5 protein-coding genes are annotated in these 2,424 nt (G+C 33.0%); 3 read left to right on the top strand and 2 right to left on the bottom strand.

The window, feature by feature from the left end; translation table 11 throughout:
• Nucleotides 1-358: 358 nt before the first annotated feature.
• The 3 genes from IHO40_RS04650 to IHO40_RS04640 all read left to right on the top strand — a co-directional run bounded on the left by IHO40_RS04650 (nt 359) and on the right by IHO40_RS04640 (nt 1,239).
• Nucleotides 359-610 (top strand): hypothetical protein, encoded by a 252-nt coding sequence (locus IHO40_RS04650; protein ID WP_225536985.1) that lies wholly within the window; start codon nt 359-361, stop codon nt 608-610.
• Nucleotides 607-867, top strand: coding sequence for a hypothetical protein (locus IHO40_RS04645; RefSeq protein ID WP_225536984.1), 261 nt, complete (start codon nt 607-609; stop codon nt 865-867). Before IHO40_RS04650 ends, IHO40_RS04645 begins: the two co-directional genes overlap by 4 nt.
• Nucleotides 868-933: 66 nt before the next feature.
• Nucleotides 934-1,239 (top strand): transposase, encoded by a 306-nt coding sequence (locus IHO40_RS04640; RefSeq protein WP_225536983.1) that lies wholly within the window; start codon nt 934-936, stop codon nt 1,237-1,239.
• 218 nt (nt 1,240-1,457) lie between these two features.
• Here IHO40_RS04640 and IHO40_RS04635 read toward each other — a convergent pair whose 3' ends face one another.
• Both IHO40_RS04635 and IHO40_RS04630 read right to left on the bottom strand, forming a co-directional pair.
• Nucleotides 1,458-1,910 (bottom strand): ankyrin repeat domain-containing protein, encoded by a 453-nt coding sequence (locus tag IHO40_RS04635; protein ID WP_225536982.1) that lies wholly within the window; start codon nt 1,908-1,910, stop codon nt 1,458-1,460.
• Between the two features lie 95 nt (nt 1,911-2,005).
• Nucleotides 2,006-2,424, bottom strand: a 419-nt coding sequence (locus IHO40_RS04630; protein ID WP_304956704.1) for a topoisomerase C-terminal repeat-containing protein, incomplete at its 5' end; no start/stop codon positions are given.

Here is a 2,424-nt window from a genome sequence, read left to right as displayed (position 1 = left end):
GAATAACTAGCTAACGGAGTTTCTTTTGCCTTTTTTTCTCATTTGGCAAATTTCTTAAATATTTATTGATAAAGCAGCATCATGGATCCCAGTGTTAGCTACTTGGATGACATCACTTTTGCTTTAATCTTTACCACTCCCCTTATATGTTAAGAACAAGTCTCTATAAATATCAAAATAGTGATATTAAAGACACACGGAGAATAGGAGCCTTCACTCCCCTTGATATAAGAATCGTTGTTCAACAAGGTTCTCTTCTCTAGTTTACATACTGAAAGTTCCGAACAAACTGATTGAGCTTTTAGGTTCATATATAAGACTGGAAAATGCAGTATCACATGTTATTTATGGAGGAATTATGAATTCATCAAATATCATTGCTGGCATCGATATTAGTAAAACTAAATTAGATATGCACATTCACCCACTTGAGCATTATAAAATATTTGAAAACGATATACAATCCATTGATAAGATACTGGACTTCTTACAGTTGCACAATGTAACCAAAGTTGGTTTTGAAGCAACTGGTGGACATGAAAAATTATGTACTTATACTTTACTAAGCAATAGTTTTGAGGTGTACGTCATTCAACCAAGGTGGGGGTGAGAGACTATGCTAAAAGCCTTGGTATTACTACAAAAACTGATAAAATAGACTACAGTATCATTTCACGTTATATCAACAACGCAGATGTGCGTGTTACTCCTTTAACAGTTGGTAATATTGATTGCTTGAAACAAAAATTATCTCTTAGAAACCAACTTGTAGAAATGGCAAAAATACAAAAAACCCAAATTCAACAGGTAACTGATATATACATAATCAAGCAGATACAGGAACTTCTTGTAATTTTACGTAATTAAATTAAGACTTTAGAGAATGAGATAATTACATTTATCGGTCAAAACCAAGAGCTTAAAAGAAAATATATGTCAATAACTAGCATACCAGGTGTAAGTAAAATCACAGCCATTACTTTGATTTGCTATTTGCCCGAACTTGAAACCCTTCAAAAAAAGCAAATATCTAGCCTTGCAGGGCTCGCACACTTTAATCGAGACAGTGGTTTCAGTAAAGGAAGGAGATGTATTCAGGGCAGTAGATCACAAGTTAGGATGGATTTTATATACGTATATTCTCAGTGCACAAAAATAATTCTTATATCAAACCTTTCTTTACTAGATTATATAATCAATATAAAGAACCATATAAGATTGCTTTCACTGCTGCCATGAGAAAATTACTTATCCTTGCTAACTCTTTGGTCAGAGATGATAGCTTAGAAATATGTCTGTTTTATTTAAACTAATTCATAGCAGAGCTAATGTAGCTGTGTATTTACACAGTCCACAGCTACATTGTAGCTATTCAGTAGTTGTGTTAAAGTTAATAGAAAAATTGATGTAGCTGTAAATAGGTACTTAAAATTTTGTGTAGGCGTATTTATTCACAACTAGGCTATTACTATATAAAGGATAAGTAATTTTCTCATGGCAGCAGTGAAAGCAATCTTATATGGTTCTTTATATTGATTATATAATAAAGACCATCCTTCACAAAAAGCAGGAAGAAAGGCTAAAAAACAGCTGACCATAACCTTGGAAAAGCATCTAGCTGGTGGGCCTCTCAATAAATCAATTATTTCCTTACTCTGAGCGAAAGAAAGCGGTTTTTTACCATTATTATCTTTTATATTAGTTTTAGCTTCTGCTTTGAGAAGAAGTTCAACCATATCAGCATCGTTGAAATAAGCAGCATAGTGTAAAGCAGTTCTTTCTATATTGTCTTTGGCATTAATGTCTGAGTGCTTGACTATTAGACGTTTGTAGCCTGTTGGTCCAACTTCATTACTACGATACTCTTTTAAAATTTTATATAAATCATAACCTCTAATACCATTTGACATAATCTTACCTTCATATACACTAACAATTGACAAGTATTTTTATAAAGCTCAACATATTGCATTTACAGAAGAGTTGCAAGATACCTTTTAAGCATTTATTTTCTATTCTTAATTAATTCTAAAGCTTTTTTCAGGTCTATACTCTCAATATCTGCATTTTTGCCCAAGGCGATATTTGTTTTACCGAATTTTATATAAAATCCATATCTACCGTTGCAGATGAAAACTTCTTTTCCCTTGTCATTAAAACCGAGGGATTTTAGCCCTTTACGTGGGCTTTTTGCAATAATTTGCACAGCTTCATCTAATTGCGTGTCCAATACCTCCTTGGAGTTTTTCTTAAGAGAAAAGTATCTACCATCATAGAAAATATAGTACCCAAATCTTCCAAGGCCTATTTTTACTTCCTTCCCAGTTTCTGGGTGTTTTCCGATCACTTTCGGCAAGGAAAGTAACTGAGTAGCGGTATTCAGATCAATATCATTGACACTTATATCTTTTGGTACGGAAACTG

The organism is Wolbachia endosymbiont of Mansonella ozzardi, assembly GCF_020278625.1.
Taxonomy (GTDB): domain Bacteria; phylum Pseudomonadota; class Alphaproteobacteria; order Rickettsiales; family Anaplasmataceae; genus Wolbachia.
This window is presented reverse-complemented; position numbering and strand designations above follow the sequence as displayed.